20 protein-coding genes are annotated in these 25486 nt (G+C 70.9%); 13 read left to right on the top strand and 7 right to left on the bottom strand.

Annotated elements, in window-relative coordinates; all coding sequences use genetic code 11:
• Window positions 1-30 precede the first annotated feature (30 nt).
• The 3 genes from ACFYOB_RS25930 to eccE form a co-directional block, all read right to left on the bottom strand.
• Window positions 31-2415 (bottom strand): SCO5717 family growth-regulating ATPase, encoded by a 2385-nt coding sequence (locus ACFYOB_RS25930; RefSeq protein WP_388563287.1) that lies wholly within the window; start codon window positions 2413-2415, stop codon window positions 31-33.
• A gap of 112 nt (window positions 2416-2527) precedes the next feature.
• Window positions 2528-3226 (bottom strand): hypothetical protein, encoded by a 699-nt coding sequence (locus tag ACFYOB_RS25925; protein WP_388563285.1) that lies wholly within the window; start codon window positions 3224-3226, stop codon window positions 2528-2530.
• Window positions 3223-4497, bottom strand: coding sequence for a type VII secretion protein EccE (gene eccE / locus ACFYOB_RS25920; protein WP_388563283.1), 1275 nt, complete (start codon window positions 4495-4497; stop codon window positions 3223-3225). The genes ACFYOB_RS25925 and eccE overlap by 4 nt, the downstream gene beginning before the upstream one ends.
• Window positions 4498-4755: 258 nt before the next feature.
• On the opposite strand from eccE, the gene eccB reads away from it, so the two are divergent.
• The 4 genes from eccB (at window position 4756) to ACFYOB_RS25900 (ending at window position 8517) form a co-directional block, all read left to right on the top strand.
• Complete coding sequence (gene eccB, locus ACFYOB_RS25915; protein ID WP_388563281.1) at window positions 4756-6339, top strand: type VII secretion protein EccB; 1584 nt, start codon at window positions 4756-4758, stop codon at window positions 6337-6339.
• 10 nt (window positions 6340-6349) lie between these two features.
• Window positions 6350-7600, top strand: coding sequence for a type VII secretion-associated serine protease mycosin (gene mycP / locus ACFYOB_RS25910; protein ID WP_388563279.1), 1251 nt, complete (start codon window positions 6350-6352; stop codon window positions 7598-7600).
• A 214-nt stretch (window positions 7601-7814) separates the two neighbouring features.
• On the top strand, window positions 7815-8165 hold the full coding sequence (locus ACFYOB_RS25905; RefSeq protein ID WP_328927953.1) for a hypothetical protein: 351 nt from the start codon (window positions 7815-7817) through the stop codon (window positions 8163-8165).
• A gap of 43 nt (window positions 8166-8208) precedes the next feature.
• On the top strand, window positions 8209-8517 hold the full coding sequence (locus ACFYOB_RS25900; RefSeq protein ID WP_388563277.1) for a WXG100 family type VII secretion target: 309 nt from the start codon (window positions 8209-8211) through the stop codon (window positions 8515-8517).
• Between the two features lie 91 nt (window positions 8518-8608).
• Here ACFYOB_RS25900 and ACFYOB_RS25895 read toward each other — a convergent pair whose 3' ends face one another.
• Both ACFYOB_RS25895 and eccCa read right to left on the bottom strand, forming a co-directional pair.
• Window positions 8609-8887, bottom strand: a complete 279-nt coding sequence (locus ACFYOB_RS25895; protein WP_388563275.1) for a DUF397 domain-containing protein — start codon at window positions 8885-8887, stop codon at window positions 8609-8611.
• 76 nt (window positions 8888-8963) lie between these two features.
• On the bottom strand, window positions 8964-12932 hold the full coding sequence (gene eccCa / locus ACFYOB_RS25890) for a type VII secretion protein EccCa (protein ID WP_388563273.1): 3969 nt from the start codon (window positions 12930-12932) through the stop codon (window positions 8964-8966).
• A 196-nt stretch (window positions 12933-13128) separates the two neighbouring features.
• On the opposite strand from eccCa, the gene eccD reads away from it, so the two are divergent.
• The 6 genes from eccD (at window position 13129) to ACFYOB_RS25860 (ending at window position 20287) form a co-directional block, all read left to right on the top strand.
• Entirely contained in the window at window positions 13129-14634 is a 1506-nt protein-coding gene (eccD, locus tag ACFYOB_RS25885; protein WP_388563271.1) for a type VII secretion integral membrane protein EccD, read from the top strand.
• A 182-nt stretch (window positions 14635-14816) separates the two neighbouring features.
• Window positions 14817-15104, top strand: coding sequence for a 30S ribosomal protein S15 (rpsO, locus tag ACFYOB_RS25880; RefSeq protein WP_031143997.1), 288 nt, complete (start codon window positions 14817-14819; stop codon window positions 15102-15104).
• Window positions 15105-15415: 311 nt separating this feature from the next.
• Window positions 15416-17647: a polyribonucleotide nucleotidyltransferase gene (locus ACFYOB_RS25875; RefSeq protein ID WP_388563525.1), complete on the top strand. Its 2232-nt coding sequence runs from the start codon at window positions 15416-15418 to the stop codon at window positions 17645-17647.
• A complete protein-coding gene (locus ACFYOB_RS25870; RefSeq protein WP_388563268.1) occupies window positions 17644-19035 on the top strand; it encodes a M16 family metallopeptidase in 1392 nt (463 codons plus the stop codon). The genes ACFYOB_RS25875 and ACFYOB_RS25870 overlap by 4 nt, the downstream gene beginning before the upstream one ends.
• 30 nt (window positions 19036-19065) lie before the next feature.
• Complete coding sequence (gene dapB, locus ACFYOB_RS25865) at window positions 19066-19818, top strand: 4-hydroxy-tetrahydrodipicolinate reductase (RefSeq protein ID WP_388563266.1); 753 nt, start codon at window positions 19066-19068, stop codon at window positions 19816-19818.
• 10 nt (window positions 19819-19828) lie between these two features.
• Entirely contained in the window at window positions 19829-20287 is a 459-nt protein-coding gene (locus ACFYOB_RS25860) for a hypothetical protein (protein WP_388563264.1), read from the top strand.
• Window positions 20288-20321: 34 nt separating this feature from the next.
• On the opposite strand, the gene ACFYOB_RS25855 is transcribed toward ACFYOB_RS25860, so the two are convergent.
• Entirely contained in the window at window positions 20322-20882 is a 561-nt protein-coding gene (locus ACFYOB_RS25855; RefSeq protein WP_388563262.1) for a PH domain-containing protein, read from the bottom strand.
• A gap of 48 nt (window positions 20883-20930) precedes the next feature.
• Window positions 20931-21170 (bottom strand): hypothetical protein, encoded by a 240-nt coding sequence (locus tag ACFYOB_RS25850; RefSeq protein ID WP_388563260.1) that lies wholly within the window; start codon window positions 21168-21170, stop codon window positions 20931-20933.
• Between the two features lie 166 nt (window positions 21171-21336).
• Here ACFYOB_RS25850 and thyX point away from each other — a divergent pair, with 166 nt between their 5' ends.
• The 3 genes from thyX (at window position 21337) to ACFYOB_RS25835 (ending at window position 24986) form a co-directional block, all read left to right on the top strand.
• Window positions 21337-22077 (top strand): FAD-dependent thymidylate synthase, encoded by a 741-nt coding sequence (thyX, locus tag ACFYOB_RS25845; protein ID WP_388563258.1) that lies wholly within the window; start codon window positions 21337-21339, stop codon window positions 22075-22077.
• Between the two features lie 209 nt (window positions 22078-22286).
• Window positions 22287-23186: a 4-hydroxy-tetrahydrodipicolinate synthase gene (dapA, locus tag ACFYOB_RS25840; protein WP_388563256.1), complete on the top strand. Its 900-nt coding sequence runs from the start codon at window positions 22287-22289 to the stop codon at window positions 23184-23186.
• Window positions 23187-23300: 114 nt separating this feature from the next.
• Window positions 23301-24986: a ribonuclease J gene (locus ACFYOB_RS25835; protein WP_388563254.1), complete on the top strand. Its 1686-nt coding sequence runs from the start codon at window positions 23301-23303 to the stop codon at window positions 24984-24986.
• The last annotated feature ends 500 nt before the right edge of the window (window positions 24987-25486 follow it).

The raw sequence follows: 25486 nt of genomic DNA, 5'->3' as shown, positions 1-25486 counted from the left end.
GGGGCGGTACGGGCCCTTCGTGCTGTCGGCTCAGCCCAGGCGGGGGTCGCGCGGGGGCTGTTGCGGCGGTTGCGGCTGCTGAGGCGCCGGGGGCTGCTGCCAGGGCTGGCCGGGCTGCGGGTAGGGCTGGCCGGGCTGCTGGTAGGGCGGCTGCGGCTGCTGGTACGGAGGCTGGCCCTGGGGCTGGCCGTACGGCTGCTGCGGGGGCTGAGGCTGTTGCGGGTACGGCTGCTGGTGCTGCTGCTGCTGCGGCGGCTGTTGCGGGGCTCCCCAGTGGCCCTGCGGGGCCTGCTGCTGGGCACGCAGGAAGTCCTCGGCCACCAGGGCGGAGAGGTTGAAGTACGCCTCGCGCGTCTTGGGCCGCATCATGTCGAGATCGACCTCGGCGCCTGCCGCGAGGTGCTCGTCGAACGGCACCACGACGACACCGCGGCAGCGGGTCTCGAAGTGCTGCACGATGTCCTCGATCTTGATCATCTTGGCCGTCTCGCGGACCCCGGAGATGACGGTGAGCGAGCGGGAGACGAGATCGGCGTACCCGTGGGCGGAGAGCCAGTCCAGGGTGGTGCTGGCGCTGCTGGCGCCGTCCACGGACGGGGTAGAGATGATGATCAGCTGATCGGCCAGGTCCAGGACGCCGCGCATGGCGGAGTAGAGGAGGCCGGTGCCCGAGTCGGTGAGGATGATCGGGTACTGGCGGCCCAGCGTCTCTATGACGCGGCGGTAGTCCTCGTCGTTGAAGGTCGTGGAGACGGCCGGGTCCACGTCGTTGGCGATGATCTCCAGACCGGAGGGCGCCTGGGAGGTGAACCGGCGGATGTCCATGTACGAGTTCAGGTACGGGATCGCCTGGACCAGGTCCCGGATGGTGGCGCCGGTCTCGCGGCGAACACGGCGGCCGAGGGTGCCGGCGTCGGGGTTCGCGTCGATGGCCAGGATCTTGTCCTGGCGCTCGGTGGCGAGGGTGGCGCCGAGGGCGGTGGTGGTCGTGGTCTTGCCGACGCCGCCCTTGAGGCTGATGACGGCGATGCGGTAGCAGGACATGACCGGGGTGCGGATCAGTTCCAGCTTGCGCTGGCGCTCGGCTTCGGCCGCCTTGCCGCCGAACCGGAAGCGCCCGCCGGCACTGTTGTTGCCGGTCTTGGGCTTCTGCTTGTTGCGCAGCAGGCGGTCCGAGGACAGCTCGACGGCGGCCGTGTAGCCGAGCGGAGCCCCGCCGCCGGTCTGGGCGGCCGAGTAGCGCGGGTCGTGCGGCTGGGGCGGCTGGGGCTGGTGCTGCGGCTGGCCGGCGGGCCACTGGGCGCCGGTGCGGGGGTCGTGGTGCGGGGGCTGCGGCGTAGGCATCGCCTGCGGCTGCGGCTGCGGGGCGGGGGCCGGCGGCGGGAACGAGTACCCGTCCTGGTCCGCCTGGTTCGTCTGGCCCGTCTGGCCCGTCTGGCCCGTCTGGTCCGCGAACGAGGGCGGCAGCGGCGGCAGTTCGCCACCGGGTCCCCCGAACGGGTGCTCAGCGGCGGGGACCGGTACGTCCGTAGGGCTGACCGGCGAGGCCGCCTGCTCCGCGGGGGGCAGCAGGGGCGTCCCCTCGGCAGGAGTGTCGTGCGGACCGGCTTCGCCCTCGGACGGCTTCGGCGCCGCCGCCTCGGCGGGCGCGGGGACCGCGTCGACCGGTGCCGGGGGAGCGAACGGTGCGGGCGCGGGAGCCTCGACCGGCGCGGGGAAGGTGAACGGCGCGGGCGCCGGGGCCTCGACCAGCTCGGTGGCCTCGACGGGCGCGGGTGCCGGCGCGTCGACGGGAGCAGGGGCCGAGAACGGCGCGGGGGCCTCGATCGGTGCCGGAGCCGGGAACGGCGCGGGCGCCGGGGCCTCTACCGGTGCGGAGAGGGTGAACGGTGCGGGCGCCGAAGCCTCGACCGGAGCCTGGTACTGCGGGGCCGCGTCGACCGGCGCGGGTGCCGGAGCCTCCACCGGTGCCGGGACGTTGAACGGCGCGGGCACCTCGACGGGCGCGGGCGCGGGTGCCGGCACGTCGACGGGAGCCGGAGCCGAGAACGGCGCGGGGACCTCGATCGGAGCCGGAGCCGGAGCCGGGAACGGCGCGGGCGCAGGGGCATCGGCCGCATCGGCCGACACCGTGAAGGGTGCGGGCAGGCCCGCGCCATCGGACGGGGTACGCGGGCTCGGCGGAGCGATCCGCATCGTCGGGGGCGAGGCCACGTCCGAGGGACGGTGGGGCTCGAAGCCGCTGCCCTCGGGCAGCCCCGGCACCTGCGCGGACGGAGCCGCGCCCTGGGTGTACCAGGCCGGCGGGGTGTAGTCGATGGTGAACTCGCCCGTCATTTCGGGCTCCGCGTCGGACTGATCGTCCGTCGGGACGTCCCACGTCCCGCCGCGCCTCTCGTTCCGATCGCCGCTCACTGGTCCTCCTGGTCTGTCGAACACTGGTCCGGCGCCCACCTCGACGCCGCGCCCGCGCTCAGCCTAATCGCGCTCCGCTGCCGGTGTCCGCCCCCGTCGGCCCCGCCGACAGTCAGTCGATCCGCCGCGCCGGGCCCAACAGGCCCGTCTCCGCGTCCGTCCCCTGGGTCATCACGAACTGCCGGTCCCGTGGCGTACACCACAACGTCACCCCGTCGCCCAGCGTCGGCAGGGATTCCACCGCCGCCCGCGGCAGGCTCATCAGCCGGCCGATCTGCCCGGCCTCGTCCGGCGACACCCGCTGCACACCCACCAGCGACGACTGCTGGAGCAGCCGCGGCGCCGTGGGGCTCAGGTACGGCAGCAACGTCAGCACGGACTGCCAGGGCCCGGCCACCACGCGCCCGCGCGGCGGCCGCATCCCGCAGTCGCGGATCACCAGCACCGGGCTGCCCGCCGACGCGCCCTGCGGCGGCACCCGGCCCACCTCGTGCAGGGTCACGCACTGCTGCCCGCCGCCCGCGGCCTGGGCCAGCCCGGACCACACGTGCCCGCGCCCCGTCTCCACCGCCACCCGCGCGCCCGTCGCCGCCGCGCGCAGCGCCAGTACCTGCGCCGTCCACAGACCGCCGATCAGCGTCACCTCGTACGGCGTCGGCCGGTTGACGCCGAGCACCGCCGACCGCCCTTCCGCGTCCACACCGATGACGACCCCGTCGTCGCCGATGGGCAGCGCCAGCGCGTCCAGGTCGGCGGCGGGCACCACGTGCCGCTCCCGCCGCGGGCCGACCAGCCCGAAACCGCCCCTCATCGCGCCCCTCCCAGCGGCAGCGAAGCCAGCAGCCCCGGTACCTGTTCACGGTCGAGCCGGACCAGCCCGGTCTTCACGCCGCGCGCCGTCCGTTCCAACTCCCGTCGGGCCGCGACCAGTTCCTCGTCGCTGCGGCCGGTGACCCGGACGTGCCCGGTCAGCGTCACGCCCTGGCGCTCCGCCGGGGCGATCGTCAGGCTGAAGTTCGTCGCCAGGGCCGGCAGCGAGGTCAGCAGCGCCACGAACTGCGGCAGCGCCGCGGCCTCCGCGCCGCCCAACCGCGGCCAGCGGCCTATCCAGTACGTGGTGTGCCGCCGGTCGTCGCAGCGCCAGGTCCGCGGGGTCTCCTCCGTACGCCGTCCCGTGCTGGCGGACCGTCCGGCCTGGGTGATCGCCATCGGGTTCGCGCACGAGGACGTGGCCAGGGCCGCCGTGAGCTCCTGCTCGGTCAGCACGGTGGCCGTGAACCCGGCGCCGGTCAGCCGGCTCGCCAACTGGTCCGCCACCCGCACCACGCACCGCTGGGCGCCCGGAAGTCCGCCGCCTCGCGCGGTGACCGCCTCGGGGCAGAGCTCCGGGTCGAGCTTGAGCGCGATCCAGGTGAGCCGCACCGCCGGGGTACCGGTCCGGGCCTGCAGCGGCGCGTAGTTGCGGGTGGCCATCGACTGGGCGGGCAGGTGCGGGGCTGGCGCGGGCTGGGTGTGCTGCACCAACTGCGCGGACTCCAGCCGGATGCCGTCGACTTCGAGGATGTCCCGTACGACGCCCAGCGGCAGTGGCCGCGCCCCCCGGTCGGGCCGCAGCGCGGTGGCGTCCGTGTCCACCTGGACGACAGCGGTGAGGAAGGTACCGTCGCCGATCATCCCGACCGGCCGCCGGTCGCGGTCGCTGAACGTGAGGGTGCGCAGCGCCGGATCGGCCTCGACGAGCGGGGCGAGCCCGGGCTCGGTGCCCGCGGGCACGGTGAGGGACGCGGCCCGGCGCCGCCGCGCGCGCAGCGCGAGCGCACCGCCGATCCACTCGGGCAGGGAGCGCTGGTGCCTGCGTACGACCGCGAGCACCACGAGTACGAGCGCGAGCGCACCGGCGGGAACCAGCAGCACCGGTTCGACCACCCAGGCCACCAACAGGAGGGCCGCGGCCACCTGAAGCAGCACGAGCTGTTGCAATCGGAACGGACCGAAGCGGCCAGGGCTCGACTTCGGATGCGGCGTCACGCCGCCGCGTGCGGGTGCGGCCGCGCCAGTCTGCGGCTGCGTCGCGGTGGCCATCACTCGCGCACCTCCCCTTTCCGGGACCAGACCCCGTGAGTCCCGGAGCTGCGCGACAGCTGCCCCATGGCTCCGGAATCTCCTCAATCCACCCCAACAAGCCCTGATTACCCCGGTGCGGAAGGCGCTGAGCGGCAGCCTCACCCTACCCGGCCCCTGGGCGGCCTCCGTCAAGAGGCATAGTAGGTGCCCGGTCCGACAATCGAGGCCCGGGGACCGTACTCACCGACCGGGCCGTGCGGGGAGAAGCAGACGGTCATGGCATCACGACGTGATGAGCTCAACGCGTACACCTTTGCGAAGCGGCGCACGGTGGCCGCGTTCCTCCAGCCGTCCGCGACGGGGACCGAGGAGGGCGCACCGCGCCCGCTGCGCGCCGTCGTGCCGGGGCTGATCGTCGCCGCGGTCGTGCTCGCCGGCTTCGGCGCCTGGGGCATGTTCAAGCCGACGGCCCCCAAGGGCTGGGCGGACCCCGGCACCCAGGTCATCGTCGGTAAGGACTCCACCACCCGCTACGTGGTCCTGACGACGAAGGTGAACGGCAAGGACCAGACCCGGCTGCACCCGGTGCTGAACCTCGCCTCCGCCCGACTCCTGCTGGACCCCTCGAAGTTCAAGGTCATCCAGGTCGACGACAAGGTTCTCGACAAGGGCCAGCCGCCCCGCGGGCCCATCATCGGCATCCCGTACGCACCCGACCGGCTCCCCGCCAAGTCGGACGCGGCCAAGGCCAAGCGCTGGGCCGTCTGCCAGCAGCCGGGCGGCAACGGGCGCGGCGTGCAGACCGCCACCTTCGTCCTCGCCGACCGCGAAACACACCTGACGGACGATCAGCGCAAGCTGGCCGAAACGCAGTCGCTGTACGTGCAGAGCACCGGCCCGGGCAAGGAGCGCTACCTGATCGACGCCGCGGGCACGAAGTACAAGTTCCCGGAGGGCACCCCGGCCGCGGGCACGATGACCAACGCCATGGTCGGCACCGGCGCCACCCCGCAGCAGGTCACCGAGCAGTGGCTGGGGACCCTCAACTCCGGCGACGACCTGTCCTTCCCGCAGCTGCCCGGCAAGGCCGGTGCGAACGCCGACGTCAAGGGCCTGATCACCGCCGACAACAAGGTCGGCATGGTGCTCATGGCCCAGACCGGTTCCGGCACGCAGCACTACGTGGTCCTGCCGGGGAAAGTCGCGCCGGTCTCCGACTTCGTCGCCTGGCTGCTGATCTCGGCGCCCGCGACCGACGGCCTCAACATGCACGGCAAGGCACGCGAGATCGACCTCCAGGCCATCAGCCCGGAGGCCACCCCGTTCGCGGGCGACCTCAAGTGGCCGCAGAAGAAGACCGAGCGGATCAACCAGGGCGCACCGGCCGCCGGAACGCAAGGCTCCGGCGCCTCCGGCCGCGACACCATCTGCAACGTGCTGCGCTCGGTCGACGGCCAGGGCAACCAGACCTTGAGCACCTGGGCGGGCACCGGCTTCCCCATCGACATCACCGCCAGCGGCACGAGCGCGTACGTCACCCCGGGCTCGGGACTGCTCTACACCCAGGTCCAGGGCAAGCAGACCACGGCAGGCGGCTCCCTCTTCCTGGTCACCGACACCGGCCTGCGGTACGCGGTCCAGGCCAACGGCGACAGCGACGCCGAACAGTCGAAGATCGGAGCCCCCGACCAGCAGGCCAAGGGCGGCGCCTCGGGAGGTGCGCCCGAGGCCAGCCAGGCGCAGATCCGGCTCGGCTACGCGGGCGTCACACCGGCCATGGTGCCCATCGCGTGGTCGGAGTTCCTCTCCAAGGGGCCGCGCCTGGACACCAACTCCGCCCGCCAGCCGCAGGGTTCGTGAGGAACCGCCGATGACCCAGCTCCCGATGCGGCGGCGCGCGGTCCGCGCCGCCCTGACCCTCGTGACGGTCGCCGCGGCCACGCCCGCAACCGCCGCCACCGCTGCCGCGCCGCAGCCCCCGTACGCCCTGAGCCTCGACGGCGCCGGCGAGTGCACCTTCCCCATGAAGAAGCAGATCGCGGACCGCCCCTGGGCCCTCCAGCGGCTCCTCCTCGACGAGCTCTGGACGCACACCAAGGGCAAGGACAAGAACGGCAACAGCATCCGCGTCGCGGTCATCGACACCGGGGTGGACCGGGTGAACCCGCAGCTCAGCGGAGCCCTCGACACCGGCGCCGGCAAGGACTTCATCGACCCCAAGGGCGGCGACGGCACGAACGACACCGTCGGCCACGGCACCAAGGTCGCCGGGCTCATCGCCGCCCGCCCCCAGGAGGGCACCGGCTTCGTCGGCCTGGCCCCGGACGCCACGATCATCCCCATCCGGCAGAACGACGGCCAGGGCAAGGGCAACGCCCTCTCCCTGAGCCAGGCGATCGACCACGCGGTGGCCAAGGGCGCCCAGGTGATCAACATCTCCCAGGACACCGACGTGCCGATGACCCCGGACTCCGACCTCGGCAAGTCGGTCCAGAAGGCCATCGACGCCAAGGTCGTGGTGGTGGCCTCGGCGGGCAACGACGGCATGACCGGCGAGAAGCGCAAGACGTACCCGGCGGCCTTCCCCGGCGTGCTCGCGGTGGCCTCCTCGGACCGCAACAACGAGCGGGCCGCGTTCTCCCAGCCCGGCGACTTCATCGGAGTTGCGGCGCCCGGCGTCGACATGGTCTCCACCGTGCCCGGATTCGGCCAGTGCATCGACAACGGCACCAGCTTCTCCGCCCCGTACGTCGCCGGGGTGGCGGCCCTGCTGCGAGCCAAGCACGGGGACTGGACCGTCGAGCAGATCGTCTGGCAGATCCAGAACACCGCGGAACGCTCGGTCAAGGGCCGTGACGACTACGTCGGTTGGGGCGTCGTCGACCCGGTGCGCGCGCTCAGCCAGGACCGCGAGGCACCCAAGGCCCCCGTCCCCGATCCAGGCCCGCCCCCCGCGGCCGCCCCGCAAGCCGCCGCGCTCCAGCTCACCGAGACGGCACAGGAGCGGCAGGAGCGGTACGGCACGTACGCTCTGGGCATCGGCGCCGTCCTGATCGCCGTCATCGCGGGAACCGCGACCGTCGTACGGGACGCACGCGGGCGCCGACGTCGTTTGCAGTGAACGGTCACAGTTCATCAACGGTCGCGACCCACCGGTGTTGGGCCCTGCGGATGAACTGGCTAGAGTGACAGCAGGCTTCACGAGTGTGATCGGGGGATCGCGTGAAGCGGAGGGGGACGCCCAGGGCGCGTGGCTCACGACCGCGCCGGGCACCGTCCGCTCCGCCACGCAATCCGCCGGTTCTGCCGGCGAATTGAGAAGTGAGGAGCTTCGGATGAGCACGAACACGTTCGGACTTGCAGACGATCCGGTCGTCCAGGCGAAGAGCAAGATCGAGGAGACGGCCAATGCCGTCACCAGGCAGGCCCGCGAGCTGGCCGACATCCTCGCCACCGTGAGCGCCGGCTGGACCGGTGTGGGTGCCTCGGGGTTCATGTCCGCGCAGAGCATGGTCAATGACGACCACGACGAGATCCGCAGGCTGCTCGGCGTCCTGCACAACGCCGTGGCGCAGACCAAGAACCTGAGCAACGCCCAGGACGACGACGTGCGCGCCGCGTTCAGGGCCGTCCAGCCGGCCGGTTCCGGCGGCGGCTCCAACAGTTCCGGCCTCAACGGCATCTGACAGCAGCCGTTTTTCAGTTTGCCGCAGCGAGAAGGAGAAGAACATGGCGGGTAACGACGGGCACACCCGGGTCCGGTATGAAACCGTTCAGGAGATGGCGGACCGTATCCGGGTCGTCTCCAAGAACATCATCACCGACCTGAACGAGATGGAGCAGGCCCTCAAGGTCGTCACCGACACCTGGGACGGTGAGGCGCACGGCCAGTACGTCCAGCTCCAGGCCAAGTACAAGGGCAAGGCCGACCACATGCAGAAGCAGCTGGAGCAGGTCGCCCAGCTCATCGAGCGCGGCAAGGGCGACTACCGCGCCACCGACGTGAAGGCCTCGCGCCTGTTCACCGAGGCCTACTGAGCCCGGTAAACACTCAGTCCGTACGCGCCGAAGGGGCGCGCCCGCACCGGGCGCGCCCCTTCGGCGTCTGGTCCGTCAGGCGTCCGGCCGATCAGGCCTCGGGCCCCTCCGGCGCCTCCGGCTCCTCAGGGCGGTGCCGGTCCAGGTCGAACTCGCCGTCGCGGGCCCCGAGTACGAAGGCCTCCCACTCGGCTGCGGTGTACCGCAGCACGGTGTCCCGGTCCAGCGAGGACCGCATGGCCACCGCTCCCTCGGGCAGCCGCGCGATCTCGACCCGCTCCTCGTCGGGGCTGGTCCCGGGCGGGCCCTCCCACTCCACGCCGCTGATGTCGAGCGCGTACAGCTCGTCCTTCTCCTGCTGGGTGCCCATGTGCGGCCTTTCCCCTCGGTGGCGCGGTCTTCACCGCCGATTATCGGTGCTGCGCCGCCGAGGGGAACCGGTTTCCTCACATCCCGGGCATGCGCCCCAGCTGCACCAGCGAGGTGCCCCGCCTGCGCGAGGCGAAGTAGGCCCGGCCCGGCGGCATCGGACGCGGCCGCACGTTGCCGACGAGGTCTCCCTCGGACGGGTCACCCGACAGGACGACGCCCTGCGCGCCCAGCTCCTTGATCCGCTGCATGAACGGCTCGTACAGCGAACGCGAGGCACCCGCCGAGTTCCGCGCGATGATGAACCGCACGCCCGTGTCCCGGGCGAAGGGCAGGAAGTCCACCAGCGGAGCCAGCGGATTGCCCTGGCTCGTGGCCACCAGGTCGAAGTCGTCGATGACGATGAACACGTCCGGGCCCGTCCACCAGCTGCGGTCGCGCAGCTGCTGCGGAGTGACGTCGGGCGGCGGCTGCCGGCGCGAGAACACCCCGCCCAGCGCCTCCATGTGCATCTGCAGCGAGCTCGCCATCGGCGCGTACTCCAGCAGGTGCTCCTCCGGCAGCGCCCCGAGCAGACTGCGCCGGTAGTCACCCACCACGAGGCGCGCCTGGTCCGGCGTGTAGCGCTGGGCGATCTGCTGGGCGATGAGTCGCAGCAGGTTGGTCTTGCCCGACTCGCTCTCGCCGAAGACGAGGAGGAACGGGTCGGACTCGAAGTCGACGAACACCGGCTCCAGGTCGGTCTCGTCGATGCCGATCGCGATCCCGCGGCCCGGGAACTCTCCGCCCTTGGGCAGCTGGTCGGCGTGGAGCAGCCGCGGCAGCAGCCGTACCCCGGGGGCCGCCTGTCCCTGCCAGTTCTGCTTCACGGCCTCCACGAACGCGGCCGTGGCCTCGGACAGGTTCGCGGCGTCGTGGGAGCCGTCGATCCGCGGGAGCGCGCTCAGGAAGTGCAGCTTCTCCGGCACCTGGCCGCGGCCCGGCATCCCGGTGGGGACGTTCGCCGCGACCTTCCGGTCGAACTCGGAGTCCATGACGTCGCCGAGCCGCAGCTCCAGCCGGCTGAGCATCTGGTCCTTGAGCGCCGCGCGGACCTCCATGTACCGCGCCGCGGTGATCACCACGTGGATGCCGTAGCCCAGACCGCGGGCCGCGATGTCCGTGACGATCTGCTCCAGGCCGTCGTACTCGCCGCGGAAGCCGCCCCAGCCGTCGATCAGCAGGAACACGTCGCCCCACGGCTCACCGGGCAGCTCGCCCGCCGCCCGCCGGCGCCGGTAGGTGCCGATCGAGTCGATGTTGTTCGCGCGGAAGAACTCCTCACGGCGGTTGAGGATGCCCCCCACCTCCGCGACGGTGCGACGCACCCGCTCCGGATCCAGGCGGGAGGCGATCCCGCCCACGTGCGGCAGCTCGGCGACCGCCGACAGGCTGCCACCACCGAAGTCCAGCCCGTAGAACTGGACCTCGCGCGGGGTGTGCGTGAGCGCGAAGGACGAGATCAGCGTCCGCATCAGCGTCGACTTGCCCGACTGCGGACCGCCGACCACCATCATGTGGCCCGCCGCACCCGAGAAGTCCCGGTACAGCACCTCGCGCCGCTGCTCGAACGGCTTGTCGATGAGGCCGAGCGGTACGACGAGCCCGCCGGGCCGCGTGTACCCCTCGGCGTGCAGCCCGCGCTCCGCGCTCGGCGCCAGCGCCGGAAGCAACTGGTCCAGCGGCGGCGCCTGGTCGAGCGGCGGCAGCCACACCTGGTGCGCCGGCACCCCCTGGCCCTCCAGCCGGCTCACGATCACGTCCAGCACCGTGTCGGCGAGCGCGTCGTCCTCCCGCACCGACTGCGCCGCCAGGTACGCCGGGTCCGGAGCCGCGTACACCACCGGCACCGGAGCCGCCGTGAACAGCGCGGGCCGCCGCTCCACCGGGAACAGGCCCACCGACACGTCCGGCCCGCCCGAGCGGTAGGTGCCCGAGACGTACGCGGCCTTGAACCGCGTCATCTCGTCCGTACCGAACTTCAGATAGCCCGAACCGGGTACCGACGGCAGGTGGTAGGCGTCCGGCACACCGATCGCCGTCCGTGACTCCGCCGCCGAGAAGGTCCGCAGACCGATCCGGTACGAGAGGTACGTGTCCAGCCCGCGCAGCTTGCCCTCCTCCAGCCGCTGCGAGGCCAGCAGCAGGTGCACACCCAGCGAGCGGCCGATGCGGCCGATCTGGATGAACATGTCGATGAAGTCGGGCTTCGCCGTCAGCAGCTCGCTGAACTCGTCGATGACCAGCACCAGCGAGGCCAGCGGCTCCAGCGGGGCGCCGGCCGCGCGCGCCTTCTCGTAGTCGTGGATGTTCGCGTAGTTGCCCGCCGAGCGCAGCAGCTCCTGGCGGCGCTGCAGTTCGCCGCGGATCGAGTCGCCCATGCGGTCCACGAGGGTGAGGTCGTCCGCCAGGTTGGTGATGACGGCAGCCACGTGCGGCATCTGCCCCATGCCGGTGAAGGTCGCACCGCCCTTGAAGTCGGCGAGCACGAAGTTCAGCGTCTCCGAGGTGTGCGTGACCGCCAGACCCAGCACGAGGGTGCGCAGCAGCTCGGACTTGCCGGAACCGGTCGCGCCCACGCACAGGCCGTGCGGCCCCATGCCCTCCTGCGCGGCCTCCTTGAGGTCCAGCATGACCGGGGCGCCGTCCTCGCCGACACCGATCGGCACGCGCAGCCGCTCACCGGCCGACCGCGGCCGCCAGGTACGCGCCACGTCCACCGCAGCCGCGTCGCCCAGGTTCAGCAGGTCCGTGAAGTCCAGGTTCGCCAGCAGCGGCTCGTCGTCGTCCCCGCCGCCCGTGCGCAGCGGGGCCAGCTGGCGGGCCAACGCCTCCGCCGCGGGCAGCGACAACGCGTCCGGGGTGCCCTCGTACGCGACCCCCGCGCCCGACTCCAGGCGCAGCCGGCCCGGCCGCACCACGACCGAGAGCCCACCGCGCGGCTCGTCCAGCTCGCCCGCGACGACCTCGACGATCGTGACGCCCTGCAGCCCCTCGGCCGCCGCGAACACCGAGTCCGGCGGCACCAGAGCACCGCGGGGTGAGTTGGCGTCGAGCACGACCACCAGGTGCGGCTGGTCCAGCACCGGGGACACCTCGCGGCTGAACCGCGGCCGCCCCTCCAGCCGGGGCGCCAGCAGCCCCTCCAGCTCACCGAGGTCGTCGCCGAACAGCCGCTTCGTACCGGCCCCGTCCACCTGGCCCGGCACCTGCGTGTGCGGCAGCCACTTCGTCCAGTCCCACGAGGGCACCGCACCCGGCGAGGCCACCACGGCCACCGTCAGGTCCTCGGGGGAGTGCAGCGTCGCCAGCTGCGCCACCAGCGCCCGCGCCGCAGCGCGCGCCGACTCCGGCTCACCGGACACCGTCACGTGGTAGAAGGCCCGGATCGACACCGCCATCGGCAGTCCGTCCAGCGAGGAGTGCACCTTGAGGAAGCGCTGCATCGCGCCCGCCGTCAGCGGCTCCAGCTCGTCCACCGGGGCCGTGTCCGGCGCCACCAGCGGAGTTTGCAGCCGCTGCGAGCCCAGCCCCAGCCGGGCCTGCCCGAAGTCCGGGTCGCCGACCCGCCGTTCCCACAGCCGCGAACCCTCGGCCACCACCGACCACAACTGCTCAGGGGCCGGGTGCAGGTACAGCTGCGCGTCGCGCTGCGCCCGCGCGGTCCGGCGTACCTGACGACGCGTCTGCGCAAGGTATTTGAGGTAGTCCCGGCGCACATCGGCCATTTGCCCCTGCGTACCCCGCCGGTGGCGCACCAACTGCGCGACGACCATCGACACCGTCGACACCAGCATCAGCACGCCCATGATGCGCATGAACGGCGCCGCACCCGGCATGAAGAAGAAGACGGCGGACGAACCCATGCCGAGCATCGGCAGGAGCTGCATCAGCATGCCCTCCTGCTGTCCCCGGGGAAGCTCAGGAGGCGCCTCCAGCCGCACCTCGTCCGAAGGCACTTCGGGCGGCAGGGACCGCGGCGGGCGTTTGACGACGATCTGGCTCACCGGAGCATCAATCCCTCGAAAACGGACGGGACGTCGTAACCGGCGCCCCCAAGTCCCGGGCGTGGAGGGGGTCTCCTCCACGCGTCGGTGATCCTACTTGCCGACTGTCCGGCACAAGCCCGGTAGGGTGACGCGCGCAGTATGCGCATCCGCGAATCGTCCGCCGCCGCGGACGTCAACAAGGGGGGTCACACAGGTGAGTACGGCCGCAACGACGGGCTTCTGCAGGGTCACCGTCGTGGCCCCGGACAGCCGGATCGACGTCGCCCTCCCCGAGGACATCGCCGTCGCCGACGTCTATCCCGAGCTGCTGCGCCTCACCGGCCAGACCCAGCCCGTCGGCGCCCCCACGGGCTTCCACCTCGTACGCCGCTCCGGCGCCGTCCTCGACGGCGCCCGCACCCTCGCCGCCCAGCAGGTCCTCGACGGCGAGGTGCTCAGCCTGCGCCCCTTCGCCGAGTCCCTGCCGCCCGCCGTCTTCGACGACGTCTCCGACGCCGTCGCCTCCGCCGTCGTCCGCGACCGGCACCGCTGGAGCGACGACATGCTGCGCGGCGCGGGCCTGGCCGGCGCCGCGGTGCTCCTCGTCATGCTGGGCTTCGTCCTCTGGTACGCCGACCCGCTGCGCCACGACATGCACGGCCTGCCCGGCATCCTCGCGGGCGCCGTCGGAGTCCTGCTCACCGCGGTGGCCGGCGTGCGCGCCCGGGTCTACCGCGACCGCGGCTCCGCCGTGGCGCTCGGCCTCGCCGCCCTCCCGCAGCTGCTGATCGCCGGCTCCGGGATCATCGCCCCCGCCGCCGGCCAGGGCCCCGGCCGCCTCCAGTTCCTGCTCGGCTGCGTCTGCGTCCTCGTCGCCTCCGTCGCCCTGGTCGCGCTCACCCCCAGTGGCGACGCCCCCTTCGTCGCGGCCACCTTCGTCGCCGCCACCGGCACCCTGGCGACCTTCACGGCCATCGCCACCGAGGCCTCCGCCACCGCCACCGCCGCCGTCTGCGCACCCGTGGCCATCGGCCTCGTCGCCTTCCTGCCCGGACTCTCCGCGCGCTTCGCCCGCCTGCCCATCGGCTACGCCGCCCCGCAGAGCGCCACCGAGGATTACGAGACCCCGGACCGCTACGAGACCGAGCCGTACGGTGACCAGTCCGCCGCCGACCAGCACGACCAGGCCGCCACGCTCGACGCGGAGCAGATCGCGGCCCAGGCCCGGCGCGGTCACGAGATGCTGCTCGGCCTGGTCGGCGGCTGCGCGGCGGTCGCCGTCGGCGCCGCCGCCGTCCTCGGCTTCTCCGACAACACCTGGGGCCGCCTGCTGGCCCTGACCACCGGTCTCGCCATGCTGCTGCGCGCCCGCCTCTTCCGCTACACCTCCCAGGTGGTGTGCGCCCTGGCCGCGGGCCTCGCCGCCGTCGCGCTGCTGATCCTGGGCCTGGCCCTGCACCCGCCGGCCGACCTGCTCGAAGCCCTCCTGGTGAAGCACGACCACAGCGGCCTGGACCTCCGTACGATCTGGCTGACCGCCGCCGTCGCGGCCGGCGCGGCCCTCCTCGCCGGAATTGCGCTTGTCATTCCCCGCAAGGGCCTGTCACCCTTCTGGGGAAGGCTGCTCGACCTCACCGAGGCGGCGGTCCTGCTCAGCCTGGTCCCGCTGGCCCTGGCCGTGCTGGACGTCTACTCCCGGGCCCGCGCTCTCACCAGCTGAGACGCCGCGTCCCGGCAGCCTGGTACGCTGTGTGACGGCCGTTTGTGTACGCGTCCCCCGGATCCTCGACAAAGGGTCTGTGGACTGCGCTCAGCGGACCCCGCCTCCCGAGTTACGGAAGCTCCCCAGAGACTCAGACCTGGGGCACTCGGTGGCTACGAAGACCCATACGAGGAGTACGCGTGCCGCTCGACGCCGCTACGAAGAAGCAGATCATCAGCGAGTTCGGTGCCAAGGAGGGCGACACCGGCTCTCCCGAGGTCCAGGTCGCGATGCTCTCCCGCCGCATCTCGGACCTGACCGAGCACCTCAAGACGCACAAGCACGACCACCACTCCCGTCGTGGTCTGCTGATCCTGGTCGGCCAGCGTCGCCGCCTGCTGCAGTACCTGGCCAAGAAGGACATCCAGCGCTTCCGTACGCTGGTCGAGCGCCTCGGCATCCGCCGCGGTGCGGCCGGCGCCAAGTAACGCGCCGTGAAGGGAGCGGTTCCCACATCCGGGGGCCGCTCCCTTTGCTGTACGTGCGGGACGGACCGGACCCTTTGTAGTCTGGAAACGACGCACGTGCGCGTCTGAGGACGCGCGAAGACGTGCACAACAGAAGAGGAGGAGCGCCCTCCCTACGCCGCCGGTCCTCGGTAGTGGCACCCGGAATGCCCCCACGGGCAACGGACCGGGTGCTTCGATCGAAGACCGGCCCCAGGCAAGGAGCGCTTCTCCGCAACCGTCCACCGCCACACGGGCGGCGGACGGAGACGACGAAAATGGAGAAAACGCTAGTGGAGAACGAGACCCACTACGCCGAGGCCGTCATTGACAACGGTTCCTTCGGCACCCGCACCATCCGCTTCGAGACGGGCCGTCTGGCCCGCCAGGCCGCCGGCTCCGCCGTTGCCTACCTGGACGACGACACGATGGTGCTTTCCGCCACCACCGCGTCGAAGAAGCCCAAGGACCAGCTCGACTTCTTCCCCCTGACGGTGGACGTCGAGGAGCGGCAGTACGCGGCCGGCAAGATCCCCGGCTCCTTCTTCCGCCGCGAAGGCCGCCCCTCCGAGGACGCGATCCTCACCTGCCGCCTGATCGACCGCCCGCTGCGCCCGTCCTTCAAGAAGGGCCTGCGCAACGAGATCCAGGTCGTCGCCACGATCATGGCGCTCAACCCGGACCACCTGTACGACGTCATCGCGATCAACGCCGCGTCCGCGTCCACCCAGCTCGCCGGCCTGCCCTTCTCCGGCCCGATCGGCGGCGTCCGCGTCGCGCTGATCCGCGGCCAGTGGGTGGCCTTCCCGACGCACACCGAGCTCGAGGACGCCGTCTTCGACATGGTCGTCGCTGGCCGCGTCCTGGAGGACGGCGACGTCGCGATCATGATGGTCGAGGCCGAGGCCACCGAGAAGACCATCGCCCTCGTCAAGGGCGGCGCTGAGGCGCCGACCGAGGAGATCGTCGCCGCGGGTCTGGACGCCGCGAAGCCGTTCATCAAGGTCCTCTGCAAGGCCCAGGCCGACCTGGCCGCCAAGGCCGCCAAGCCCGAGGGCGAGTTCCCGGTCTTCCTGGACTACCAGGACGACGTGTACGAGGCCCTCGCGGCCGCCGTCAAGGGTGACCTCTCCCAGGCGCTGACCATCGCGGGCAAGCAGGACCGCGAGGCCGAGCTGGACCGCGTCAAGGAGATCGCCGCGGAGAAGCTCCTCCCGGCCTTCGAGGGCCGCGAGAAGGAGATCTCCGCCGCCTACCGCAGCCTGACCAAGGCCCTGGTGCGCGAGCGCGTCATCAAGGACAAGGTCCGCATCGACGGCCGCGGGATCACGGACATCCGTACCCTCGCCGCCGAGGTCGAGGCCATCCCGCGCGTGCACGGCTCGGCGCTGTTCGAGCGTGGCGAGACCCAGATCCTGGGCGTCACCACCCTCAACATGCTCCGCATGGAGCAGCAGCTGGACACCCTCTCCCCGGTGACCCGCAAGCGCTACATGCACAACTACAACTTCCCGCCTTACTCCGTCGGCGAGACCGGCCGCGTCGGTTCGCCGAAGCGCCGCGAGATCGGCCACGGCGCGCTCGCCGAGCGCGCGATCGTGCCGGTCCTCCCGACCCGCGAGGAGTTCCCCTACGCGATCCGTCAGGTGTCCGAGGCCCTCGGCTCCAACGGTTCGACGTCCATGGGCTCGGTCTGCGCCTCCACCATGTCGCTGCTGAACGCCGGTGTGCCCCTCAAGGCCCCCGTCGCCGGTATCGCCATGGGTCTGATCTCCCAGGAGATCGACGGCAAGACGCACTACGTCGCCCTCACCGACATCCTCGGTGCGGAGGACGCCTTCGGCGACATGGACTTCAAGGTCGCCGGTACCAAGGAGTTCGTCACCGCCCTCCAGCTGGACACCAAGCTGGACGGCATCCCGGCCTCCGTCCTGGCCGCGGCCCTCAAGCAGGCCCGCGACGCCCGCCTCCACATCCTCGACGTGATGATGGAAGCGATCGACACGCCGGACGAGATGTCCCCCAACGCCCCGCGGATCATCACCGTCAAGATCCCGGTGGACAAGATCGGTGAGGTCATCGGGCCCAAGGGCAAGATGATCAACCAGATCCAGGAGGACACCGGCGCCGAGATCACGATCGAGGACGACGGCACCATCTACATCGGTGCCGCCGACGGCCCGGCCGCCGAGGCCGCCCGCGCCACGATCAACGGCATCGCCAACCCGACCATGCCGGAGGTCGGCGAGCGCTACCTGGGTACGGTCGTCAAGACCACCACCTTCGGTGCCTTCGTCTCCCTGCTCCCGGGCAAGGACGGCCTGCTGCACATCTCGCAGATCCGCAAGCTCGCCGGTGGCAAGCGCGTGGAGAACGTCGAGGACGTGCTCGCGGTCGGCACCAAGGTCCAGGTGGAGATCGCCGAGATCGACCAGCGCGGCAAGCTCTCCCTGATCCCCGTGATCGACGGCGAGTCCGCCGACGCTGCCTCCGATGACGCTGACAAGGACGACTCCGACAAGTGATGTCGCGTAGTTCCCGTGTGACGGCCCGCCCCTCTTCGGAGGGGCGGGCCGTCGCCCGTACCCAAACCCTCCTCAAGGGGCAGAACGGCATCGGCACCGTCCGGCGCACCGTCCTGCCCGGCGGCCTGCGCATCGTCACCGAGACGCTGCCCTCCGTCCGCTCCGCCACCTTCGGCATCTGGGCGCACGTCGGCTCCCGTGACGAGACGCCCACGCTGAACGGGGCCACGCACTACCTGGAGCACCTCCTCTTCAAGGGCACGCACCAGCGCAGCGCCCTCGACATCTCCTCCGCGATCGATGCGGTCGGCGGCGAGATGAACGCCTTCACGGCGAAGGAGTACACCTGCTACTACGCCCGGGTGCTCGACACCGACCTGCCGCTGGCCATCGACGTGGTCTGCGACATGCTCACCGGCTCGCTGATCCGCGAGGAGGACGTCGACGCCGAGCGCGGCGTCATCCTCGAAGAGATCGCGATGACCGAGGACGACCCGGGCGACATGGTCCACGACCTGTTCGCGCAGACCATGTACGGCGACACCCCGCTGGGCCGTCCCGTCCTGGGCACCGTCGACACGATCAACGCACTCGGCGCCGACCGGATCCGCCGCTTCTACAAGAAGCACTACGATCCGACCCACCTCGTCGTCGCGGCCGCCGGCAACGTCGACCACAACAAGGTCGTGCGCCAGGTCCGCGCCGCCTTCGAGCAGGCCGGCGCGCTGACCCGCACCGACGCCGAGCCGATCGGCCCGCGCGCCGGCACCAAGAGCATCCGCACCTCCGGCCGCGTCGAGCTGGTCAACCGCAAGACCGAGCAGGCCCACGTGGTCCTCGGCATGCCCGGCCTCGCCCGCACCGACGAGCGCCGCTGGGCGCTGGGCGTACTGAACACCGCCCTCGGCGGCGGCATGTCCTCCCGGCTCTTCCAGGAGGTCCGGGAGAAGCGCGGCCTCGCCTACAGCGTGTACTCGTACACCTCGGCCTTCGCCGACACCGGCCTCTTCGGCGTGTACGCGGGCTGCCGCCCCAACCAGGTCCACGACGTGCTCCGGATCTGCCGCGACGAGCTTGACAAGGTCGCGTCCGAGGGGCTCACCGACGAAGAGATCAAGCGGGCCATCGGCCAGCTGTCCGGCTCCACGGTCCTCGGCCTGGAGGACACCGGCGCGATCATGAACCGGATCGGCAAGAGCGAGCTGTGCTGGGGCGACCAGATGTCGGTCGACGACATGCTGGCGCGGATCGCCTCCGTGACCCCGGACGACGTCCGCTCGGTCGCGCAGGATGTACTGGCCCAGCGGCCCTCGCTCGCGGTGATCGGCTCGCTGAAGGACAAGCAGGCCGCCCGCCTCGACGAGGCCGTCGCCCAGTCCCGTACGTAGGTAAGTCTGTTCTGATTTAAGGACACGAACATGAGCAAGCTGCGCGTGGCAGTCCTCGGCGCACAGGGCCGCATCGGCTCCGAGGCCGTGAAGGCGGTCGAGGCCGCCGACGACATGGAGCTGGTGGCGGCCCTCGGCCGCGGCGACAAGCTGGAGACGCTGGCCGAGGCCGGCGCCCAGGTCGCCGTAGAGCTGACCACCCCCGCCTCGGTCATGGGGAACCTGGAGTTCCTCATCCGTCACGGCATCCACGGAGTGGTCGGCACCACCGGCTGGAACGAGGACCGCCTCGCTCAGCTGAACACCTGGCTCGCCGGATCGCCGGAGACCGGTGTGCTCATCGCACCGAACTTCTCCATCGGCGCCGTCCTGACCATGAAGTTCGCCGCCCAGGCCGCCCGCTACTTCGAGTCCGTCGAGGTCGTCGAGCTGCACCACCCCAACAAGGTCGACGCCCCCTCGGGCACCGCGACCCGTACGGCACAGCTCATCGCGGCCGCCCGCGCCGAGGCCGGCTGCGCCCCGCAGCCCGACGCCACCGCGACCGCCCTCGACGGCGCGCGCGGCGCGGACGTCGACGGCGTCCCGGTGCACGCCGTCCGCCTGCGTGGCCTGCTGGCCCACCAGGAGGTGCTCCTCGGTGCCGAGGGCGAGACCCTGACCATCCGTCACGACTCCCTGCACCACAGCAGCTTCATGCCGGGCATCCTGCTCGGCGTGCGCCGCGTGACGCAGACCCCGGGCCTCACCTTCGGTCTGGAACACTTCCTCGACCTGGGCTGATCCGATCATCATGCGCGCGAAGATCACGTACTTCCTCACGGCCGCCGTCCTGGTCGTCTACTTCGTCCTGGCCGGCAGCCGGGGTCTGATGCTGATCCGGCACGGCACCTGGCTCACCGTCACCTTCGGTGTGGCCGTGCTGATCCTGCCGGTCATCGGCATCTGGTTCCTCTGGAAGAACACCCGGTTCGTCACCAGGGCCAACCAGCTCGCGACCGAGCTGGAGGGCGAGGGCGGCCTGCCCGTCGACGAGCTGGAACGGGACGAGTACGGCCGGATCCTGCGGGACTCGGCCGACGAGGTCTTCGCGCGCCGCAAGGCCGAGACCGAGGACGCGCCGGGGGACTGGCGCAGCTGGTTCCGGCTCGCCGTCGCGTACCACGACGCCCGCGACACCCCGCGGGCGCGCAAGGCCATGCAGCGGGCGATCGCCCTGCACGACAAGAAGCCCGTACAGGTCCGGGTCTGACACCTGTACGGGCTCCCCGTGCGCGCGGCGCGGATCAGGCGGGCACGGGCCGGTACTCGTCAGCCCAGGCCCCGACCGTGTCGGCGGCCCGGTCGAAGGCCTCGGCCCGCGACAGGAAATCGGCGTCGTGGTCGGTCAGCAGCACCGGCAGCTCCGCGCCGTCGCGCGCGGCCACCGTCAGCGCCTGGCCCTGTACGGTCCTCGGCAGACCGAGCCAGCGCACCGGCTGCTGCACCGTGCGCAGCTCGGTGATCTCGCTCCACGCGATCGAGCGGGTCCCGAAGAAGCCGACCCGGCGCAGTCCCGTACGGCTCACCCAGACGCCGGCGCGCAGCAGTTGCAGCGCGGACCCCACGACACCGAGCGCGGCGACCAGGCACACCGACGCCCCGCCCCAGCTACCCGCGAAGGCGATGATCATCGTGGCCAGCAGCATGAAGGCGGACAGCAGGAGCAGCACGGCGGCGATGGCCACCCGCCAGGGACCCGGCCGGTAGGGGCGCCGCCAGCGCTCGTGGTCGTCATGGGCGAGCGCCTCGTCGCCGTCGTCATCCACCTCGGACACACCGTCGGCCGTCAGGAAGGGCAGGGGCACGACTGGACCTCACTCACATGCACGTTCGGTTGGGCTGTGACGGTGAGGCTACCGCCCCTCGGAGGCCTCCGACTGCTGCGACTTCGCCGGCGCCTTGCTCGGCTGCAGCGCGGGCATACCGAAGAGCAGCGCGCCGGCCAGCCCCGCCACCACGGTCAGACCGACCAGACTACGGGCGGCGAGCTGAGTCCTGCTCAGACGCTCGCGCGGCGGCGGAGTGACGTTGCTGCGGAATCGGTCGGCCTCGGCGACGAAGGCGAACGGGACGGGTTCCCGTCGGCGGAACATGGGAGCCACTCTCCTCACGATCGGTGTGCGTTCTCTTACGTAGGACGTCCGAGAGGTCCAATCGGTGCCGGGTTTGGGCACATTAACGAAAATTCATGGCGCTGCGGCACACGGGCGGCGACGTAGAGTGGGCGCGCCCCAGGACGCACGTTTGGAAGGACCCCCGGTGAGCGAGACCGCCGCTTCAGATCTGAAACCCAGCTTCCGCAGTGACGTGACGGTGGAGCTGGTGAAGCACTCCGCCGCCGACTCGGACGTGCTGTGGGCCGCCCGGGTCTCCACGGCGGGCGAGCAGTCCCTGGAGGAGCTGCAGAAGGACCCGGAGCGTTCCAAGGGCCTGATCAACTACCTCATGCGGGACCGCCACGGCAGCCCCTTCGAGCACAACTCGATGACCTTCTTCATCAGCGCGCCGATCTTCGTGTTCCGCGAGTTCATGCGCCACCGCGTCGGCTGGTCCTACAACGAGGAATCCGGCCGTTACAGGGAGCTGGAGCCGGTCTTCTACGTCCCGGACGCCGAGCGCAAGCTCGTCCAGGAGGGCCGCCCGGGCAAGTACGTCTTCGTCGAGGGCACTGAGGCGCAGCAGGAGCTGACCGGCCGCGTCATGGAGGACTCGTACATGCAGGCCTACGAGGCCTACCGGGAGATGCTCGCCGCGGGCGTGGCCCGGGAGGTTGCCCGTTCGGTCCTGCCGGTCGGACTTTTCTCCTCCATGTACGCCACCTGCAACGCGCGCTCGCTGATGCACTTCCTGGGTCTGCGCACGCAGCACGAGCTCGCGGCGGTGCCGTCCTTCCCGCAGCGGGAGATCGAGATGGTCGGCGAGAAGATGGAGCAGCACTGGGCGGAGCTCATGCCGCTCACGTACGCCGCCTTCAACGGCAACGGCCGCATCGCCCCCTGAGGCCCCTTGCCCGTGGGGCGCACAGGTGTGCTCAGTCAAGTCCGAAGTGTCCGTATTGCGACGTTTCGGAAAGTTCATCTAGGCTGATCAAACGGACCCGGCACTGCTTGAACCCCCGAGCAGGCAGTGCCGGCGTCCAACACTCCGTACACCCTGTTGACGTCCCCCGAGGGGACAACGTGAGCATGGCAGCGAGTAGCGTGTTACCCATGGCTCCGATCTCGACTCCGCAGACCCCCTTCGGGCGGGTCCTCACCGCCATGATCACGCCGTTTACGGCGGATGGCGCACTCGACCTCGACGGCGCGCAGCGGCTCGCCGTCCACCTGGTGGACGCAGGCAACGACGGCCTGATCATCAACGGCACCACCGGCGAGTCGCCGACCACCACCGACGCGGAGAAAAACGACCTCGTACGAGCCGTCCTCGAAGCCGTCGGAGACCGCGCCCACGTGGTCGCCGGCATCGGCACCAACGACACCCGCCACACCCTGGAGCTCGCCCGCCAGGCCGAGCGCACCGGCGCCCACGGCCTGCTCGCGGTGACCCCGTACTACAGCAAGCCGCCGCAGGAAGGGCTCTACCGGCACTTCACGGCGATCGCCGACGCGACCGGGCTCCCGGTCATGCTCTACGACATCCCCGGCCGCAGTGGTGTCCCGATCGACACCGAAACTCTGGTCCGGCTGGCGGAGCATCCCCGTATCGTTGCCAACAAGGACGCCAAGGGTGACCTCGGCCGCGCCAGCTGGGCCATCGCGCAGAGCGGCCTGGCCTGGTACTCCGGCGACGACATGCTGAACCTGCCGCTCCTGTCCGTCGGTGCGGCCGGCTTCGTCTCCGTGGTCGCCCACGTGGTCACCCCCGACCTGCGCGCGATGCTCGAGGCCCACCTGGGCGGAGACGTCCAGAAGGCGACCGAGATCCACCAGAAGCTGCTCCCGGTCTTCACCGGCATGTTCCGCACCCAGGGCGTGATGACGACCAAGGGCGCGTTGAACCTGCTGGGGCTGCCCGCGGGCCCGCTGCGGCTCCCGCTGATCGAACTGACCGCCGAAGAGACGGCGCAGCTCAAGCTCGATCTCGCCGCCGGCGGGGTACAGCTCTGACAACAGACTTCACAACTGAACAAGCACGACCGAAACAGACAACAGCAAGAGCACGAATGTCATACACGCCACGTGCCTTCCGAGGTACGTGGCGTGTGTGGTGAGGAGACACTTTTGAGCCATCCGCACCCTGAACTCGGTCCGCCGCCGAAGCTGCCCAAGGGCGGTCTTCGGGTCACCCCTCTGGGTGGCCTGGGCGAGATCGGCCGCAACATGACCGTCTTCGAGTTCGACGGCCGTCTGCTGATCGTCGACTGCGGCGTCCTCTTCCCCGAGGAGGAGCAGCCGGGCATCGACCTGATCCTGCCGGACTTCACGTCCATCAGGGACCGCCTCGACGACATCGACGGCATCGTGCTCACGCACGGTCACGAGGACCACATCGGCGCCGTCCCCTACCTCCTCCGGGAGAAGCCGGACATCCCGCTGATCGGCTCCAAGCTGACGCTGGCCCTCATCGAGGCGAAGCTCCAGGAGCACCGCATCCGCCCCTACACCCTTGAGGTGAAGGAAGGCGAGCGGGAGAACCTCGGTCCCTTCGACTGCGAGTTCATCGCCGTCAACCACTCCATCCCCGACGCCCTGGCCGTCGCGATCCGGACCCCCGCGGGCCTGGTCGTCGCCACCGGCGACTTCAAGATGGACCAGCTCCCGCTGGACAAGCGCCTCACCGACCTGCACGCTTTCGCGCGTCTGAGCGAAGAGGGCATCGACCTCCTCCTCTCCGACTCGACGAACGCCGAGGTCCCGGGCTTCGTCCCGCCCGAGCGCGAGATCTCCAACGTCCTGCGCACGGTCTTCGCGAACGCCCACAACCGGATCATCGTGGCCAGCTTCGCCAGCCACGTGCACCGGATCCAGCAGATCCTCGACGCCGCCCACGAGTACGGCCGCAGGGTCGCCTTCGTCGGCCGCTCGATGGTCCGCAACATGGGCATCGCCCGAGACCTGGGCTACCTGCGGGTCCCGGCCGGTCTCGTCGTGGACGTCAAGACCCTCGACGACCTGCCGCCCGAAGAGGTCGTGCTGGTCTGCACCGGTTCCCAGGGCGAGCCGATGGCGGCGCTGTCCCGCATGGCCAACCGCGACCACCAGATCCGGATCGTCCCCGGCGACACCGTGATCCTGGCGTCGTCCCTGATCCCGGGCAACGAGAACGCGGTCTACCGCGTGATCAACGGCCTGACCCGCTGGGGTGCCAACGTCGTGCACAAGGGCAATGCCAAGGTGCACGTTTCCGGCCACGCCTCCGCCGGCGAACTGCTGTACTTCTACAACATCTGCAAGCCGCGGAACCTGATGCCGGTCCACGGCGAGTGGCGCCACCTGCGCGCCAACGCCGAGCTCGGCGCCCTGACGGGCGTCCCGAAGGACCGCATCGTCATCGCCGAGGACGGCGTGGTCGTCGACCTGATCGACGGCAAGGCCCGGATCTCCGGCAAGGTCCAGGCCGGCTACGTGTACGTGGACGGCCTCTCGGTCGGCGACGTCACCGAGGTTCACCTGAAGGACCGCCGGATCCTCGGCGACGAGGGCATCATCTCGGTCTACGTCGTGGTGGACAGCACGACGGGCAAGGTCGTCAGCGGCCCGAACATCCAGGCCCGCGGCTCCGGCATCGACGACTCGGCCTTCGGCCCGGTCGTCGCGAAGATCGAGGAGGCCATCGCCCGCGCCGCCTCCGACGGCGTGGCCGAGCCGCACCAGATCCAGCAGCTCATCCGCCGCACGATGGGCAAGTGGGTGTCGGACAGCTACCGCCGGCGCCCGATGATCCTCCCCGTCGTCGTCGAGGTCTGACCCTCGCCGTAGCGACGTCACTGGAGCGGGGCAACCGGATTTGCATCCGGGGGCCCCGCTCCAGTACGTTTACGGCTCCACCTCGCACGGCACCCGGGCACACATGTGTGTCCGGATCAGTCATGCTGGGGTCCCCTTGGACGAAGTCCGGGGAGGGTGGGAATCGAGGCTCAGGGAGACCTGATAAAGTCCGATCCACCCGAAAGGGAAAGGCCCTCCGAAGGCCATCGGAATTCCAATCCAAACCGGAAACGGTGCGGAAACGAATCTGATAGAGTCGGAATCGCCGGAAAGGGAAAGCGCGAAAGCGCAGAACCTGGAAAGCACCGAGGAAGTCGGACACGAAAGAGTCTGATAGAGTCGGAAACGCAAGAACACAGAACGAAAGCCCGGAGGAAAGCCCGCGAGGGTGAGTACAAAGGAAGCGTCCGTTCCTTGAGAACTCAACAGCGTGCCAAAAATCAACGCCAGAAGTTGATACCCCGTCCACTTCGGTGGAT

Source organism: Streptomyces sp. NPDC006463, from assembly GCF_042870715.1.
GTDB lineage: Bacteria > Actinomycetota > Actinomycetes > Streptomycetales > Streptomycetaceae > Streptomyces.
Note: the sequence above shows the minus strand (reverse complement) of the source record. Positions and strands in the feature narration are given on the sequence as shown.